The organism is Curtobacterium citri (genome assembly GCF_030362955.1).
GTDB classification, from domain to species: domain Bacteria; phylum Actinomycetota; class Actinomycetes; order Actinomycetales; family Microbacteriaceae; genus Curtobacterium; species Curtobacterium citri.
In genome coordinates this window covers 163539-180230 of sequence record NZ_JAUCML010000005.1, presented here as the reverse complement: position 1 = coordinate 180230, position 16692 = coordinate 163539, and the positions used below count along the sequence as shown (strand labels likewise).

Genomic DNA, 16692 nt, shown 5'->3' with positions numbered 1-16692 from the left:
CCACCCGCTCGCGCCGAGACGCCACCCGCTCACGGCGCAGCTCCGCCGTGTCCGAGCGGACCGGCACGGTCGCCGGCCTGACGAACGTCCGCACCCGCCTGGTGGGGGACCGGGACGGGGTCGCCGCCGACGCGGTCGTCGGGGTCGCGAAGGCGTGGACCGCGGCCTGGAGGCTCGTCCGCCGCGGGTGGGCCGAGGTCTCGTCCGTCGTCACCGGCCTGGGCTGGACGGTGACCGCCGTCACGCTCGTCGCCTTCGTCGCGGGCTACCGCTTCGGACTGCGCGAGGTCGTCGTGGTGGGCTTCGCCGGGACGGTCCTCGTCGTGGTGGCGGTGCTCGCGCTGCTCGGACGGTCCCGTCTGCTCATCCGCATGCGCCTGCCGCAGCACCGGGTGGCGGTGGGCGATGACGCGGGCGTCGTCGTCACGGCCGAGAACCCGGCGCGGCTGCCGTCGGTCCCGACCACGGTGGAGGTGCCCGTCGGCACCGGCCTGGTCGACGTGGCGATCCCCTCGGTCGCTCCGGACGGTGTCTTCGAGCAGCAGGTGCCGGTCCCGACTGTGCGTCGCGGTGTGCTCGACGTCGGTCCGGTCACGGGTGTGCGGGCGGACCCGGTCGGCATCGTCCGGCGCGAGGTCGTCTGGACGGCGCGGGAACAGGTCATCGTCCACCCGCGCACCATCGCCATCCCGTCGACGAGCACCGGGTTGGTCCGCGACCTCGAGGGCCAGGCGACGACCGACCTGTCGCCGTCGGACATCGCGTTCCACGCGGTCCGCGAGTACCAGCCGGGCGACGACCCGCGCACGATCCACTGGAAGTCGACGGCGAAGTCGGGCGCGCTGATGGTGCGACAGTTCGAGGACACCCGGCGATCGCACCTGGTGGTGGCCCTGGCGACCGGCCGCGGCGAGTTCGCGGACGACGACGAGTTCGAGCTGGCGGTGAGCGCCGCGGCGTCGCTCGGCACCCGCGCCGTCCGGGACGGGCGCGAGGTGTCGGTCGTCGTCTCCGAACGGACGCCGGAGTACGCCAAGCGGCCGGTCTACGCCGTGCACCGCCTGCCCACCGTGACGCCCACCCGCCTGCTCGACGAGTTCGCCACGGTCGGCCTCTCCGACTCGTGCCTCCCCGTCGCCGAGGTCGCGCGGATCGTCGGCGCCGACACCGCCGGCATCTCGGTGGCGTTCCTCGTGGTCGGCTCCGAGGTCGGGCTCCCGGCGCTCCGGCTCGCCGCCACGCGCTTCCCCGTCGGGGTCGAGGTCGTCGCGGTGACCTGCGAGCCCGAGGCGCAACCCCGCTTCCTCCGGGTCGCCGGGCTGACGGTCGTGACGATCGGCTACCTCGACGACCTCCGGCAGGCCCTCCACCGATCGGCAGCGGCGTGAGCGCGGCGACCGAGGACGCTCCGCGTCTGCGGACGCGGCGGACCGACCGCCGGGGCGATCGTCGGGCCGAGCGTCGGCGCGGTGCCCTGCGCACCGCGGGGGGCACCCTCGCCACCTGGCTCGTGCTCGCGGTGGCGAGCACCGCCTGGTGGCCGGTCCACCGCGACGCCTCGATGGTGACGGCCGGCGTGACCGCGGTCCTCGCCGGGACGGCCGTCGCCCTCGTCGGCGCCCTCGCCCGCCTGCCCGCCGCGGTGGTCGGCGCGCTCACCGTCGCGGTGTTCGCGCTCACCGGCGTCCCGGCGGCGGTGCCGGACCGTTCCGTCGGGATCCTGCCCACCGGTGCCGGGCTCGTCGACCTGTTCGCCGGTGTGGCGCTCGACTGGAAGCGACTCGTGACGGTCAGCCTGCCGGTCGGGTCCTACGAGTCCCTGCTGGTGCCGTACTTCGTGACGACGCTCGTCGCCACGGTGGTCGGCGTGAGCGTGGCGACCCGTGCCTCCCGTCCGGAGCTCGCGAGCATCCCGGGACTGGTGCTGTTCGCTGCCGCGGTCGTGGTCGGACCCAGCCGACTGGACGTCGCCCTGGCGACGGCCGTCGTGCTCGGCGGCATCGCCCTGGTCTGGGCCCTCACCGCACGGCACGTGCGTCGCGCCGTCTCGGTGGCGACGACGGTCGGGGCGCGCGTGCCCGTGTGGCGGTCCGTGCTGCGACCCGCCCTCGTCGGGACGGGCACCATCGTGGCGGCCGCGGTCGTCGCGACGGGCCTCGGCCTGGTGGCTCCGCCGTCGGTGGGGCGGACGGTCGCGCGGACCGACGTGGTCAAGCCGTTCGACCCGCGTGACGAGCTCAGCCCGCTCAGCGCGTTCCGGTCCTACGAGGAGCCCGGCCAGGCGGACGCCGCCCAGCTGCGGGTGACGGGCCTGCCGCAGGGTGGCTTCGTGCGGATCGCCACCCTCGACACGTACGACGGTGTGGTCTACCGCGTGGGGGGCGACGACGGAGCCTCCGCCTCGGGCACTTTCGAGCGCGTCCCGACCTCGGTCGACGTGCGCGGTGTCCGGGGCACCGACCTCGACGTCGCTGTCGCCGTCGAGGGGTACCGCGGCGTGTGGCTGCCCACCGTCGGCGACCTCGAGACGGTGACCTTCCGCGGGTCGGACGCCGACCGGGACCGCGGCGCCTTCTCCTACAACCGCACCACCGGGACGGCCGTCGTGGTGGGTGGCGTCGACGCGGACACCCGGTACGACCTGCGGGCGGTGCTGCCGGACCAGCCGACCGACGACCAGCTCGCGTCGGCGCGTCCGGGCACGGCCACCGTGCCGAGCCCGACCGGTGTGCCGGACGCGGTGCGGGAGCGGGTCGAGGCGACGTCCGCCGACGGCGGCTCGGACGGTGCCAGGCTCGTCGCGGCGATCGAGTCGCTCAAGCGGACGGGCTACGTGAGCCACGGCGTCGGCGACGACCGGGCCAGCCGGTCGGGACACGGTGCCGACCGGATCGAGGAACTCCTCACCGCGCCGGTCATGATCGGCGACCAGGAGCAGTACGCCGTCGCCGCCGCGCTCATGGCACGGCAACTCGGGTTCCCGTCCCGGGTCGTGATGGGCTTCACCGCCGGCGGCGACTCGGGAGTCGCGACGTCCTCCGGCACCGACGGGACGACCACGTTCCGTGGGTCGGACGTCACGGCGCGCGTCGAGGTGGACACCGAGCAGTGGGGGTGGGTGATGGTCGACCCCAACCCGGTCGTCCGCGACATCCCCGACGAGCAGGACCAGACGCCGCAGCCGGTCACGCGGCCGGAGACCGTCGTCCCACCGCCGCCCGTCGAGCAGCAGGACCAGGACCAGCAGGCCCCGCCCCAGAGCGACCGGGACACGCCTCCCGTGCAACCGCTCTGGTTGCAGATCCTCCTCGCCGCCCTGCCGTGGGTGCTCGCCACGCTCGGCTTCGTGGCACTCGTGCTCCTGCCGTTCGCCGTCGTCGTCCTCTGCAAGCGGCTGCGACGTCGTCGACGCCGACGGGGGCCCACACCACGCGCGCGGGTCGTCGGTGCCTGGGACGAGTACCGCGACGCACTGGTCGACCGCGGGCACGACGTCGTGATGGCGGCCACGAGGCGCGAGGCCGTCGCGGGCGCACCGGGGGAGGGCGGCATCGGGCTCGCGGCGCTGGCCGACCGGAGCGTCTTCGGGCCCGGTGAGGTCGAACCGGGGACCGCCGACCGCATGTGGTCGGCCACGGACGAGGCGATCACGAGCCTCCGAGCGGGGCGCACCCGACGCGAGCGCTGGCGTGCCGCGGTGTCCCTCCGGTCCCTGCGTCGCCCCGCGGTCCGTCGCCACGGCGCACGGGCAGCGGACCGGCTGCGCCCGGAGACGCCGGAGGTCGGTGCCGGGCTCGGTGGGGACGGCCAGGATCGTCGCGGAGGTCGTGACTACGATGGTCCGAAGGCCGGCGAGCGTCGTGGACGGCCGAGTGAGGACAGAGGCGAACCGTGATCAGATGCGAGCACTGCGGATCGATGCTGCCGGACGGCGCGATCTTCTGCGGTGAGTGCGGGCGCTCGGTGACCGTCTCGGCGAACCGTCGGCCCGTCCAGGCCGCGCCCCTCGACGAGACCCCGCCGCCGCCCCTCCGCCAACCGGACCAGCACGGTCGGCACCCGGACCCGGCCACCGAGGCCTGGCTGCCCGAGGCCACCCTCGACCCGGCCACCCGTGCCTGGCTGACCGGCGAGGACCGGCAGCCAGCCCCCCGCCCCGACGACCGACCCGCGGCACCGCCCGCGCCGACCCCGACGCAGGGTGTCGCACCGGACGCGGAACCGCCGCTCGATCCGGCCGCGTACCCGGTCGCCGACGAGACCCGGCCGGCGGACGACACCGTCGCTCGGACACACGCAGCACAGACGCCCGGAGCGGGGGCGACCGCGGCGGACACCACCGAGGCGGACGCGGACCGCGCGGGCGCCGACGACCGGGCTGCCGCTCCGGTCTGGGCGCCCGCCGCACCGCAGCCACCCGCTCCGTCGCGCCCGTCCTGGTGGGTCGGTCGCGGCTCGGCGGCACCCGAGCCTCCCGTGGCCGAGGAGCCGCGGGACGACGACGGTCCGCAGCCCGGTGACACCGCCGTGGTCGAGCCGCTCGTCGAACGTCGGACCCCGACCCCGCTCGTCACCCCGAGCAGCGGACCGGCGACGTGCCCGGTCTGCGGACACACGCTCGAGCCCGACGACATCTTCTGCGCCGAGTGTGGCGCCGTCCGACCGACGGTCACGGCCGCCTTCACCGGCCCCGTCGTGCCGCTGCCGCTGGCCCGTCCCGACTGGGCCGCCGAGCACCTGCCCGTGGACGACGCCGAGCCGGAGTCGCGGTCGGAACCGGCGGACGGGTCCTCGGAACACGTGGACGTGTCGTCGGAAGTCGCGGACGCTCCCTCGGAGCCCGAGCACGCTGACACCTTCGACGACGCACCTCCGAGCGACCTGCCCGAGCCCCGCACTGACGCGCCCGGACCGGACGCATCAGGATCGGCAGCGCCCGAGGACACCCCGAGGACGCCCCTCCGGACCCGCGGCGCGCACGCCGCGCCCGACGCGGTCCCGGGTGCACCGGTGACGGTGCCGCCCGCTCCGGCATCGCCGACCGTCCCGACCGCCTCCGTCTCGGTGCCGCCCCTCGACGGCGTCCCGCCCGTCCCCACCGCGGCGCCGCTGCCGCCGGTGCCCGGTGCGACCGGGCCGGTGCTGCCCTCCGTGGCCTCGGCGGCCGTGCCCTCGAGTGCGGACGACGGGTCCGATGCCGAGGACGTCGAGGAGACCCGCATCGTCGACCGGAACACGAGCGCCGCGCCGTTCGTGCTGCACTTCAGCACGGGAGAGCGCACCGCCGTGCAGGGGACCGGCCTGCTCGGGCGTCTTCCCCGCCCGCAGCCCGGCGAACGCTTCGATGAGCTCCTCACCGTGCACGACCCCGGGAAGTCGGTGTCGAAGACGCACCTCGAGCTCGGCCGCGACGGGGACGACCTGTGGGTCGCGGACCGGTTCTCGGGCAACGGCACGGTCGTCCGGCACATCGACGGCACGATCCGTCGCTGCGAGCCGGGCCGGCGGTACCGTGTCGAGCGTGGTGCCCGGGTGGACATCGGCGAGCAGTTCTTCCTCGTGCAGTGACGGTCGGCGGTTCCCCGCCGACCTGACTCTCCTGCACAGGAGGCCGACCCGCTCGCCCGCTCCCCAGCCGGCGTCCCGCCGTTCTCGGCGACGGGTCGGAGGCGGTTCGCTCGGACCGTGTCCCTCGCCGTCGCCCGCTCGTGCCTCGTCGGTACCGCGGGCGTGCTCGCCCTCGTCGGCGTGGTCGCGGACCTGCCGGGCTCTGGCCGTGCGGCGCTCCTCGTGGCCGGCGGGTGGTGCGCCCTGCTGGATGTCGTCGTCGTCCGGTCCGACCGACGCGCGTCGACGGGTCCGCCGGTGGTGCTCGTCGACCCGGTCACGGAGCCGTCGGAGGGCAGCGGCGTCCGGGACCACGGCGGCTCGGTACCCGACCCCAACCCCGCACCCGGCCCCGGCATCCTGCTCGGCCGCCGTGACGACGGTCACGCGGTGCGTGTCGCCACCGACCCGGCCGCCCCGTGCCATGTCGTGGTGGTGGGCACCGGCGCACTCGCCGAGGGCGTGTTCACCGCGCTCCGCGCCCAGCTCGACGACGGCGCGGCCACCGGGAGCGCGCCCGACAACGTCGTCCGCGCAGCCTCCGGTGCGGGGGTCCCCGGACCACCGAGCACCCCGCTGCCCCCGGGGACCGCCGTCGCGGTCCGGCTCGACGGCGGCGGCCGGCCGCGGACGACCGTCGTCCTCGTGCCCGGACTGCACCTGCTCCCGCGCCGCTGGGACCACCTCGTCGAGGTGACCCGCCACGGCTGTCGCACGCAGGACCACCACCACGACGACGGCCCGACGCCGATCGACCCCGTGCTGCCCCTGCTGGTCCCGGGGAGCGCGACGCCGTGACGCCCGGCTCAGCGCAGACCGGCTCAGCGCAGACCGGCCCCCGGTCGGACCCGTCCGACGGGGACCCCACCGCCGAGCACCTGCTCGCTCGTCGCCGCCAGGACGTCCGCCACGCCCGCGGCGTCGACCAGACCGTTGCGTTCGAGCAGCGTCAGCGCCGCGACGGTGCCCGCGCGCTGCGATCCGTCGAGCGTCTTCACCGCGACGGCCGCGCCACCCGGGAGACCCATGACCATGACGCCCTCGGCGCCGAACTTCGCCAGGACCTGCAGTCGTTCGATGGTCACGGTGTTCGCCCGTCCGACGCCGTCGATGACCCACGGGTGGTCGAGCACCGCGTCGACGAGGGCCGCCGTGTCCGCGTCCCGTCGCGCGACGACCCCGGCGAAGCCGCGGGCGAGGCCGCGCAGGGTGAGAGGGAAGACCGGGGCGCCGCAGCCGTCGGTCCCGACGACGTCGACGGTCTCGCCCGTGTACTCCTCGACGGTCTCCCGGACGCGCTGCTGCAGCGGGTGCGCCGTCTCGAGGTAGGTGGCCTCGTCCCAGCCGTTGACGCGGCAGGCGGCGAGCATGCCGGCGTGCTTCCCTGAGCAGTTCATCGCGAGGCGACGCGGGCCGGGCATCGTCCGCGCGGTCGCCCGGTCGAACGGCAGGTCGGGCGGGCACCCGAGGTCGGACTCCTCGTGGTCGAACGACTCGAGCATGTGCAGCGCGAGTGCCTGGTGCGCCGCGGTGCCGGCGTGGCTGGCGGTCGTCAGCACCAGTTCCTCGTCGCTGAACGTGGCACCGGCGCGGCGGATCGCGAGCGCCTGGAACGGCTTCATCGTCGAGCGCGGGTAGATGCTCGCTCCGGCGTCGCCGACGACGTCGAGCACGGTGCCGTCCGCCGCGACGACGACACCGGCACCGACGTGCCGGCTCTCGTCGAAGCCGTTCCGGTCGAGCACCGCGAGCTCGACGGAGCCCTCGGCGGTGAGAGGATGGCGGTCTGTGCGGACGTCGGGGATCACCGTCATGCCGTCATCGTAGTGAGCGGGCACGCCGCGACGTCGCACGCACCGAGCGCGGGACGGTCGGTGCTCGACCACCACGCACGAAGGAGCGCACCGTGACCGACCACTCCTACGAGGTAGCCGTCCGTTGGACCGGCGACCGGGGCACCGGGACGAGCGGCTACCGCGACTACGGCCGCGACCACACGATCTCCGCGGCGGGCAAGCAGGACGTCGCCGGGTCGGCCGACCCCGCGTTCCGCGGTGACCGCGACCGCTGGAACCCGGAGGAGCTCGTCCTCGCCGCGCTCGCGCAGTGCCACATGATGAGCTACCTGTACGTCGCCGTGCAGCGGGGCTTCACGGTGGTCGACTACCAGGACTCGGCGTCGACGTCGCTCGACGTGCACCGCGACGGCACGGGGGAGCTGACCGGAGCGACCCTGCGCCCGGTCGTCACGATCCTCGAGGCCGACCGCGTCGAGGACGCCGAGGCGGCGCACGCGGAGGCAGGCCGCCTGTGCTTCGTCGCGCGCTCCGTGGCGTTCCCCGTCCACCACACGCCCGTCACCAAGGTCCGTGCGGCAGGATAGGTCCCCGTGAAGCGTCTCCGTCTGCTCCCGATCGCCCTCGTCCCCGCCGTCGTGCTGGGACTCGCCGCCTGCTCCGGGAACGGCTCGGGTGACGCCTCGGCCTCGCCCAGTGCGTCGTCGAGCGCCTCCGCGACGCCCATCTCGTCGTGCCCCGAGCCGGGGTCCGCCTCGGACGGCATCAAGGTCAGCGGTGCCGCGGTGGGCGGTGACTCCGCCCCGGGTGTCGCGTTCGAGAAGGGGCTGAGCGCCTCGACGCCGCAGGCCACCACCGTGGTGAAGGGGTCGGGCAAGGCCCTGCGGGACGGCGAGTTCGCCCAGGTCTCCTACGTCGTCTACAAGGCGTCCGACGCCTCGAAGCTCGGCGCGGTCGGGTTCGACCAGGGCAACCCGCAGGTGCTCTCGGTCGGCGGGACCGGCTTCGGTGCCCTCCTCGCCTGCACGAAGGTCGGTGAGCGGGTGGCGGTCGTCGGCCAGTCGGCGGCCCTCGGCTTCAACACCGGCGGTGACATCGTCGTCGTCGCCGACGTCGTCGCGCAGACCCCGACGAAGGCGACCGGCGCACCGCAGCCCCAGGACCCGGCGCTGCCGACGGTCGAGGACAAGGCCGACGGCGAGCCCGAGATCACGATCCCGTCGGGTGCGAAGGCCCCGTCGAAGACCGAGGTCGAGGTCCTCAAGCAGGGCACGGGCGACACCATCGCGAACGGCGACACCGCCCTGGTGCAGTACAAGGGCGTGCAGCTCGACGGCGGCAAGGAGTTCGACTCCTCGTGGTCGAAGGGCGCCCCGACCACGTTCACCGTCTCCGAGGGCTCGCTCATCAAGGGCTTCGTCACCGGACTCGTCGGGCAGAAGGTCGGCTCGCAGGTCCTCATCGTGACCACGCCGGAGGACGCCTACGGGTCGAACCCGCCGGAGGGCTCCGGCATCCCGAAGGACGCCTCGCTCGTCTTCGTCGTCGACATCCTCGCCAAGGGCTGACCGTGACGGACGGCGCCGGGCCGGGACCCACCGCGCAGCAGACCCCGGCACGGCGCCGTATCGTCGTCCTCGGCAGCACCGGGTCGATCGGCACGCAGGCCCTCGACGTCGTCGCCCGCAACCCCGACCGGTTCGAGGTCGTCGGGCTGACCGCCGGCTCGAACCGGGACCTCGTCGCCGAGCAGGCCGCGCGCTTCGGGGTCCGCGACACCGCGTTCGGCGCCGCGGACGCCGAGCGCCTCGTCCGCGGCGTCGCGGCGGACGTGGTCCTCAACGGCATCACCGGCTCGGTCGGGCTCGGACCGACCCTCGCGGCCCTCGAGACCGGCGCGACCCTCGCCCTCGCCAACAAGGAGAGCCTGATCGTCGGCGGCCCGCTGGTGCAGCGGGCGGCTGCCCCCGGACAGATCGTGCCGGTGGACAGCGAGCACTCCGCGATCGCCCAGGCGCTCCGGTCCGGCGCGGACACGGAGGTCCGCCGGCTCGTCCTCACGGCGAGCGGCGGCCCGTTCCGCGGTCGCTCCCGGCAGGACCTGCGGGACGTCACCCCGGCCCAGGCGTTGGCGCACCCGACGTGGGACATGGGCCTGGTCGTCACGACGAACTCGGCGACCCTCGTCAACAAGGGCCTCGAGGTGATCGAGGCCCACCTCCTCTTCGGCATCCCGTACGACCGCATCGACGTGACCGTGCACGCGCAGTCGATCGTCCACTCGATGGTCGAGTTCGTCGACGGTTCGACGATCGCGCAGGCGTCGCCCCCGGACATGCGACTCCCGATCGCCCTCGGGCTCGCGTGGCCGGACCGGGTGCCCGGCGTCGGGGTCCCGCTCGACTGGACGCGTGCGAGCACGTGGACCTTCGAGCCGCTCGACGCCGAGGCGTTCGGCGCCGTCGACCTCGCCAAGCACGTCGGGGTCCTCGGCGGCACCTTCCCGGCGGTGTTCAACGCCGCGAACGAGCAGGCCGTCGCCGCGTTCCACGCGGGCGCGATCGGGTTCCTCGACATCGTCGACACCGTCCGTCGCGTGGTCGACGAGCACACCGCGGGGGAGCCGTCGCTCGACGGCGTCCTCGCCGCCGAGCGCTGGGCGCGCGCCGCCGCGGACCGCCTGCTGGCCCGCTGACGCAACCAGCGGGCGCGGGCAGGGTCGCGACCCCGCCACGCGGTCCGGTGACGGACGCGCCGGCGGAGATCCGTGCCTCCTGGGGGTCGGGAGGCACGGCAGACCTCTCAGGGCGCGCTCGGCTCCGTCATGGGCAGGGTCCCGTACCCTGCTGCGGTGACCGTCGAATCCGTGCTCCTCTTCGTCCTCGGCGTGGTCGTCTTCATCGTCGGCCTGCTGGTCTCGATAGGACTCCACGAGCTGGGGCACCTGTCGTTCGCGAAGCTCTTCAACGTCAAGGTGACGCAGTACTCGCTCGGCTTCGGCAAGGCGATCTGGTCGTTCCGACGGGGCGAGACCGAGTACGGCATCCGTCCGATCCTGCTCGGCGGGTACATCTCGATGGTCGGCATGCTCAAGCCCCGCGCGTCGGGCCGCCCGAGCGCGATCACGAACACCGGGATGTACGGGGCGTTCGTGCAGGACGCCCGCCAGGCGAGTGCCGAGCAGATCGCGGACTCCGGCGGGGACGACTCCCGGGCGTTCTACCGGCTCACCCCGTGGAAGCGCATCATCGTGATGGTCGCGGGTCCGGCGATGAACCTGGTGATCGGCATCGTGCTGTTCGGGGTCCTGCTGTGCGGCTTCGGCGCCCCGACCACGACCTTCACGTCGAGCGTGGACTGCGTCCTGCCGACGAGCAGCTCGACGGCCTGCGCACCCGGTGACGCCGAGTCGCCCGCGAAGCAGGCGGGCATCCGCGACGGCGACGTCGTGGTCGCGGTCGACGGGCGACAGGACCCGACGATCGCCGAGGTCTCCCGGGTGTTCCAGCGGTCGGCCGGCGAGGCCGTGACGGTCGTGGTCGAACGCGACGGCGTCCGGCGGACGCTCGAGGTCACCCCGCAGCTCGCCACGCGCGACGTCGTCACGGAGCAGGGCACGGCGGCGAAGAACGCCGACGGCACGACGAAGACCCAGCGGGTCGGCGTCGTCGGCGTGAGCATCGGGCAGTCGCTGGTGCGGCAGTCGCCCGCGGCCGTCCTGCCGGCGACCGGCGCGCAGATCGCGGCGTCGGCGCACCTGATCATCGACCTGCCGCAGCGCCTGGTCGCCGTGTGGAACGCCGCGTTCGGCGCGCAGGAGCGGTCGCAGGACAGCCCCGTGTCGGTGGTCGGTGTCGGACGTGCGATCGGGGAGGTCTCGTCGATGAGCGGGGTGCCCGTGGTCGACAAGGCGTACACGATCCTCGGCCTGCTGGCGTCGCTGAACATCGGCCTGTTCGTGCTCAACATGGTGCCGCTGCTGCCGCTCGACGGCGGGCACATCGCCGGTGCCCTCTGGGAGGCCGTGAAGCGCCGGGCGTACGTGCTGGTCGGCAAGCCGGACCCGGGCGCGATCGACCTGGCGAAGTCGATGCCCCTGACGATGGTCGTCGTCGTGCTGCTGGCCGGCATGAGCGCGCTCCTGATCTACGCCGACATCGTGCGACCGGTGAACCTGTTCGGGTAGCACTACGCTCGGCGAATGAGCACAGCGCCCGACGTCCGCACCGTGGAGCGGCAGGGGACCGACGTCATCGCCGAGTCCGACCGCAAGGGCACACCGAGGGGCCTGTTCTGGCCGTGGTTCGCCGCGAACGTGTCCGTGCTCGGCCTGAGCTACGGCTCGTTCGTGCTCGGCCTGAGCTACGGCTCGTTCGTGCTCGGCTTCGGCACCTCGCTCCTGCAGGCCACCGTCGTGTCGGTCGTCGGGGTGGCGTTCTCGTTCCTGCTCTGCGGGATCGTGGCGATCGCCGGCAAGCGGGGCTCGGCGCCGACGATGGTGCTGAGCCGCGCGGCGTTCGGGGTCCGCGGCAACCGGCTGCCGTCCTTCCTCAGCTGGGTCCTCACCGTCGGGTGGGAGACGGCGCTCGCGTCGCTCGCCGTGCTGGCGACGTCGACGGTCTTCCGTGAGCTCGGCTGGGACGACGGCGTCGTGACGAAGCTCGTGGCGCTGCTGGTCGTGGCCGCGCTCGTCGTCGGTGCGGGCATCGCCGGCTTCGACGTCATCATGCGCCTGCAGACGGTCATCACCGTCGTCACCGCGGTGCTGACGGTCGTGTACGTCGTGCTCGCCGTGCCGTCGATCGACCCCGGTGCCCTCGGGGCGCTGCCGGCCGGCAGCACGCAGAACGTCGTCGGCGCGCTCGTCCTCGTGATGACCGGGTTCGGCCTCGGCTGGGTGAACGCCGCCGCGGACTACTCCCGGTACCTCCCGCGGTCGTCGTCGACGGGCGGGGTGGTCTGGTGGACGACGTTCGGCGGAGCGCTCGCCCCGGCCGTGCTCGTCGTCGTCGGGGTCCTGCTGGCCGGGTCGTCGAAGGACCTGGACGCCGCGATCCGCATCGACCCGATCGGTGCGCTGACGACGATCCTGCCGGTCTGGTTCCTGATCCCCTTCGCCCTCGTCGCGATCCTCGGGCTCGTGGGTGGCGCCGTGCTCGACATCTACTCGTCCGGGCTCGCGCTGCTGAGCGCCGGCGTCCGCATCCCGCGGCCCGTCGCTGCTGGCGTCGACGGGGTGTTCATGGTCGCGGGCGCGGTCTACGTGGTGTTCTTCGCGAAGGACTTCGTCAGCCCCTTCCAGGCGTTCCTGGTCACCCTCGGCGTGCCGGTCGCCGCATGGGCCGGGGTGTTCATGGCCGACGTGTTGCTGCGTCGTCGCGCGTACGCCGACACCGAGCTCGACGACGTCCGCGGTCGCTACGGCGACGTCCGCTGGTCGGCCATCGGGCTCGTGGTGCTGGGGACCGCGCTCGGGTGGGGGCTCGTGACGAACACCTACGGGGTGCCCGCCTGGCTCAACTGGCAGGGGTACCTGCTCGGACCGTTCGGTCTCGGCGGCCGCACCGGTGCCTGGGCCTACGCGAACCTCGGTGTCCTCGTGGCGCTCGTCGTCGGCTTCGTCGGCACGGTGCTCGGCGCACGCGGCTCCGTGCGCCGCCAGGAGGCGGGCGCGTGACCGTGACGGTGCCCGCGGAGGCCTGGCTCGTCGCGATCGACCTGCAGCGCGTCTTCTCCGGCGACAGCCCCTGGGCGGCACCGCGGTACGACGACGCGGCGGCCGGCACCGCGCGGCTGCTGCCCCGGTTCGTCGGGCGGACGGTGCTCACCCGCTTCGTCGCACCCGAGCGGCCGCAGGGCGCCTGGGCGCCGTACTACCGTGACTGGCCGTTCGCGCTCGTGCCCGACGCGGACCCGCTGTACGCGCTGACCGAGCCGTTCGCCGCGCACCGGGACGTCCCCGTCGTGACGGAACCGACGTTCGGCAAGTGGGGGACGAGCCTCCGGGCCGTCGTGGGCGACCACCCGCACCTCGTGCTCACCGGGGTCTCCACGGACTGCTGCGTGCTCAGCACGGCGCTGGCCGCGGCCGACGCCGGAGCGACCGTGACGGTCGTCGCCGACGCGTGCGCCGGCGCGAGCGACGTCGACCACGAACGGGCCCTGGCAGCGATGCGCCTGTACGCCCCGCTGATCACCGTCGTCGACCGCGGCGCCGACCTGGTCACCAGCACCGGGTGAGGTCACCGGCACGGCGTAGAGTGACGCCCGTGCCAGCAGTGAACCTCGGTCTGCCGAAAGTCCCCGCAACCCTGAGCCCGCGCCGGAAGTCGCGGCAGATCCGGGTCGGGAAGGTCCTCGTGGGCGGCGACGCCCCGGTCTCCGTGCAGTCGATGACGACGACGCCGACGACGAACATCAACGCGACACTGCAGCAGATCGCCGAGCTCACCGCGTCCGGCTGTGACATCGTCCGCGTCGCGGTCCCCAGCCAGGACGACGCGGACGCGCTGCCGATCATCGCGAAGAAGTCGCAGATCCCGGTCATCGCCGACATCCACTTCCAGCCGAAGTACGTCTTCCAGGCGATCGACGCCGGGTGCGCGGCGGTCCGGGTCAACCCGGGCAACATCCGCAAGTTCGACGACCAGGTCGGCGCCATCGCCCGCGCCGCGAAGGACGCCGGGGTGAGCCTGCGCATCGGGGTGAACGCCGGCTCCCTCGAGCCGAGCCTGCTGCAGAAGTACGGCAAGGCGACCCCGGAGGCACTCGTCGAGTCCGCGGTCTGGGAGGCGAGCCTGTTCGAGGAGCACGACTTCCACGACTTCAAGATCTCGGTCAAGCACAACGACCCGATCGTCATGGTGCAGGCCTACCGCCAGCTCGCCGCGGCGGGGGACTGGCCGCTGCACCTCGGCGTCACCGAGGCCGGCCCCGAGTTCCAGGGCACGATCAAGAGCGCCACGGCGTTCGGCATCCTGCTCGCCGAGGGCATCGGCGACACCATCCGCGTCTCGCTCTCCGCCCCGCCCGCGCAGGAGGTGAAGGTCGGCCTGCAGATCCTGCAGTCGCTCAACCTCCGCGAGCGCAAGCTCGAGATCGTCTCCTGCCCGAGCTGCGGCCGTGCACAGGTCGACGTCTACCAGCTCGCGAACGACGTGACGAAGGGGCTCGAGGGCATGACCGTGCCCCTCCGCGTCGCCGTCATGGGCTGCGTCGTGAACGGCCCGGGAGAGGCCCGCGAGGCCGACCTCGGCGTCGCCTCCGGCAACGGCAAGGGGCAGATCTTCGTCAAGGGCGAGGTCGTCAAGACCGTCCCCGAGCACGAGATCGTCCGGACCCTGATCGCCGAGGCGAACCGCATCGCGGACGAGATGGGCCCGGACGCCGCGCCGGGCACGCCGCAGGTGGTCACCACGGCCTAGGGCCGACCCCCTTCCGGACGGGAGGCGCCTGGCTGCCCCGCCACGTGCCTCCCGTCCGTCGTCGTCCCGCGACCACCGCCGCTAGGCTTGCGTCCGTGGTCACACGGCTCTCCCATCTGTTCCTCCGCACGCTCCGCGACGACCCCTCCGACGCCGAGGTGACGAGCCACAAGCTGCTCGTCCGCGCCGGGTACGTCCGTCGCCAGTCGCCGGGCATCTTCGCGTGGCTGCCGCTCGGCCTCCGGGTCCGCCACAAGATCGAGGACATCATCCGCGAGGAGATGGTCGCGGCCGGCGCGCAGGAGGTCCTGCTGCCCGCACTCCTGCCCCGCGAGCCCTACGAGGCGACGAACCGGTGGACCGAGTACGGCGACGGCATGTTCCGCCTGCAGGACCGCAAGGGCTCCGACTACCTGCTCGCGCCGACGCACGAGGAGATGTTCGCGCTGCTCGTGAAGGACCTGTACGGCTCGTACAAGGACCTGCCCGTCACGCTCTTCCAGATCCAGGACAAGTACCGCGACGAGGCCCGACCCCGCGCCGGACTCCTGCGCGGCCGCGAGTTCACCATGAAGGACGCGTACTCGTTCGACCTCACCGATGAGGGGCTCGAGCGCAGCTACCAGGTGATGCGCGACGCCTACGAGCGGATCTTCGCCCGCCTGGGCCTCGAGTACGTCATCGTCAAGGCCGACGCCGGCGCGATGGGCGGCTCGAAGTCCGAGGAGTTCCTGCACCCGATCGGTGTCGGCGAGGACACCTTCGTCCGCAGTGCCGGCGGCTACGCGGCCAACGTCGAGGCGTACGTCACGCCGGTGCCGGACGCGCTGCCGATCGACGGCCAGCCGGAGCCCGTGACGCTGCCGTCCGCGGACACCCCCACGATCGACACGCTCGTCGCGCACGCCAACGCGGTCGCGCCGCGCGACGGCGCCCCGTGGACCGCCGCCGACACCCTGAAGAACGTCGTGCTCGCGCTGACGCACCTCGACGGCACCCGCGAGGTCGTCGTCGTCGGGCTCCCCGGCGACCGCGAGGTCGACCTCAAGCGCGCCGAGGTGGCGTTCGCCCCGGCCGAGGTCGAGGCCGCCGGCGACGACGACTTCAAGCGGCACCCGGGCGTCTTCGTCAAGGGCTACATCGGCCCGCAGGTCCTGGGCGCCGAGAGCGACTCGGGCATCCGGTACCTCGTCGACCCCCGCGTCGTCGAGGGCACGGCGTGGGTCACCGGTGCGAACGAGCGCGGGGTGCACGTCACCGGGCTCGTGATGGGCCGTGACTTCACCGCCGACGGCGTCGCCGAGGTCTCCGACGTCCGCGCGGGCGACCCCGCGCCCGACGGCTCCGGCCCGCTCGAGACCGCTCGCGGCATGGAGATCGGGCACGTGTTCCAGCTCGGTCGCAAGTACGCCGAGGCGCTCGACCTGAAGGTGCAGGACGAGAACGGCAAGCTCGCGACCGTCACGATGGGCTCGTACGGCATCGGCGTGACGCGCATCCTCGCGATCCTCGCCGAGGCGCACAACGACGACAAGGGCCTCGCCTGGCCCAAGGAGGTCGCCCCGTTCGACGTCCACGTCGTCGCGACCGGCAAGGACCAGGTCGCCTACGACCTCGCCACGACGCTCATCGACACCCTCGAGGGCGAGCGGTACGACGTCGTGTACGACGACCGTCCGAAGGTCTCGCCGGGGGTGAAGCTCCGCGACGCCGAGCTGCTCGGTGTCCCCGTGGTCGTCGTGGCCGGGCGGAACGCCGCCGACGGCGTCGTCGAGCTGTGGGACCGCCGCTCGGGCGAGCGGCGCGACGTGCCGGTCGCCGAACTGCTCGAGGCGGTCCGCGCGATCTGATCGCGACCCCCTGAC

Annotated in this window: 13 protein-coding genes; 12 read left to right on the top strand and 1 reads right to left on the bottom strand. The window is 73.6% G+C overall.

Features of this window, described 5'->3' with window-relative positions:
* Nucleotides 1-47: 47 nt before the first annotated feature.
* The 4 genes from QUG92_RS09665 (at nt 48) to QUG92_RS09650 (ending at nt 6405) form a co-directional block, all read left to right on the top strand.
* Nucleotides 48-1388 carry a DUF58 domain-containing protein gene (locus QUG92_RS09665; RefSeq protein WP_289458853.1) on the top strand — a complete coding sequence of 447 codons (1341 nt, stop codon included), beginning with the start codon at nt 48-50 and terminating at the stop codon, nt 1386-1388.
* The gene (locus QUG92_RS09660; RefSeq protein ID WP_289458851.1) at nt 1385-3895 is read left to right on the top strand and encodes a transglutaminase TgpA family protein; all 2511 of its coding nucleotides are present in this window, start codon (nt 1385-1387) and stop codon (nt 3893-3895) included. The genes QUG92_RS09665 and QUG92_RS09660 overlap by 4 nt, the downstream gene beginning before the upstream one ends.
* Entirely contained in the window at nt 3892-5568 is a 1677-nt protein-coding gene (locus QUG92_RS09655) for a zinc-ribbon domain-containing protein (protein WP_289458849.1), read from the top strand. Before QUG92_RS09660 ends, QUG92_RS09655 begins: the two co-directional genes overlap by 4 nt.
* Before the next feature lie 117 nt (nt 5569-5685).
* On the top strand, nt 5686-6405 hold the full coding sequence (locus tag QUG92_RS09650; protein ID WP_289458847.1) for a hypothetical protein: 720 nt from the start codon (nt 5686-5688) through the stop codon (nt 6403-6405).
* A 23-nt stretch (nt 6406-6428) separates the two neighbouring features.
* Here QUG92_RS09650 and QUG92_RS09645 read toward each other — a convergent pair whose 3' ends face one another.
* Complete coding sequence (locus tag QUG92_RS09645) at nt 6429-7421, bottom strand: asparaginase (protein ID WP_289458846.1); 993 nt, start codon at nt 7419-7421, stop codon at nt 6429-6431.
* A 92-nt stretch (nt 7422-7513) separates the two neighbouring features.
* On the opposite strand from QUG92_RS09645, the gene QUG92_RS09640 reads away from it, so the two are divergent.
* The 8 genes from QUG92_RS09640 (at nt 7514) to QUG92_RS09605 (ending at nt 16677) form a co-directional block, all read left to right on the top strand.
* Nucleotides 7514-7990, top strand: a complete 477-nt coding sequence (locus QUG92_RS09640; protein WP_289458845.1) for an OsmC family protein — start codon at nt 7514-7516, stop codon at nt 7988-7990.
* Between the two features lie 6 nt (nt 7991-7996).
* Nucleotides 7997-8971, top strand: a complete 975-nt coding sequence (locus QUG92_RS09635; RefSeq protein WP_289458844.1) for an FKBP-type peptidyl-prolyl cis-trans isomerase — start codon at nt 7997-7999, stop codon at nt 8969-8971.
* Nucleotides 8972-8973: 2 nt separating this feature from the next.
* Nucleotides 8974-10098 (top strand): 1-deoxy-D-xylulose-5-phosphate reductoisomerase, encoded by a 1125-nt coding sequence (gene dxr / locus QUG92_RS09630; protein ID WP_289458843.1) that lies wholly within the window; start codon nt 8974-8976, stop codon nt 10096-10098.
* Between the two features lie 156 nt (nt 10099-10254).
* Nucleotides 10255-11589, top strand: a complete 1335-nt coding sequence (locus QUG92_RS09625) for a M50 family metallopeptidase (RefSeq protein ID WP_182046828.1) — start codon at nt 10255-10257, stop codon at nt 11587-11589.
* Nucleotides 11590-11604: 15 nt separating this feature from the next.
* Complete coding sequence (locus QUG92_RS09620; RefSeq protein ID WP_289458841.1) at nt 11605-13080, top strand: purine-cytosine permease family protein; 1476 nt, start codon at nt 11605-11607, stop codon at nt 13078-13080.
* Entirely contained in the window at nt 13077-13643 is a 567-nt protein-coding gene (locus QUG92_RS09615) for a cysteine hydrolase family protein (RefSeq protein WP_182046826.1), read from the top strand. Before QUG92_RS09620 ends, QUG92_RS09615 begins: the two co-directional genes overlap by 4 nt.
* A 50-nt stretch (nt 13644-13693) precedes the next feature.
* A complete protein-coding gene (ispG, locus tag QUG92_RS09610) occupies nt 13694-14827 on the top strand; it encodes a flavodoxin-dependent (E)-4-hydroxy-3-methylbut-2-enyl-diphosphate synthase (protein WP_069711351.1) in 1134 nt (377 codons plus the stop codon).
* Nucleotides 14828-14922: 95 nt separating this feature from the next.
* Nucleotides 14923-16677 (top strand): proline--tRNA ligase, encoded by a 1755-nt coding sequence (locus QUG92_RS09605; RefSeq protein ID WP_289458838.1) that lies wholly within the window; start codon nt 14923-14925, stop codon nt 16675-16677.
* Nucleotides 16678-16692 lie beyond the last annotated feature (15 nt).